Genomic DNA, 454 nt, shown 5'->3' with positions numbered 1-454 from the left:
TGTTAGTAATAGACTGTTTCAATTTGCTGAAACAGTCTATTACTAACATTATAATAAACCTCATTATCTATTACAGTTGTATCTTCCATTTTCATCACCTCTTAGTTATGTTTTGCTAAGATTGATGAAATTATTTACTTAATACTATAATTGATTTTGGGAAAAATGCTTTTTTTGTAGGGAAATTCTTTTCTCAGCATTCTAAAAGCCAGAGCGAGGATATGAGTTTAAATTACAAAAATAAGTAATCGGGAATCTTTTGTATTTAAAATAAATTGAAAGTAAAGAATAATTATGTTATAATAAGTACAGTATTAAATATTGTTTTATTTAGAAAATAGCAAACCTATTGAAAAATAGGGACGCAAAGCTATGGGTCTAAGGGATTATATCCTAGGACTGCCAGGTTGCCGTATAATAATTTGATGGCAGTCACTATTAATAGTAGCTGTTT

1 riboswitch is annotated in these 454 nt (G+C 28.0%).

Going from position 1 to position 454, the window contains the following annotated elements:
* Positions 1–329 precede the first annotated feature (329 nt).
* Positions 330–415, top strand: a riboswitch (cyclic di-GMP riboswitch).
* Positions 416–454 lie beyond the last annotated feature (39 nt).

This window comes from Vallitalea maricola (assembly GCF_036985595.1).
Taxonomy (GTDB): Bacteria; Bacillota; Clostridia; order Lachnospirales; family Vallitaleaceae; genus Vallitalea; species Vallitalea maricola.
The sequence above is the reverse complement of the archived record's forward strand: the minus strand, read 5'-3'. Positions and strand labels throughout refer to the sequence as shown.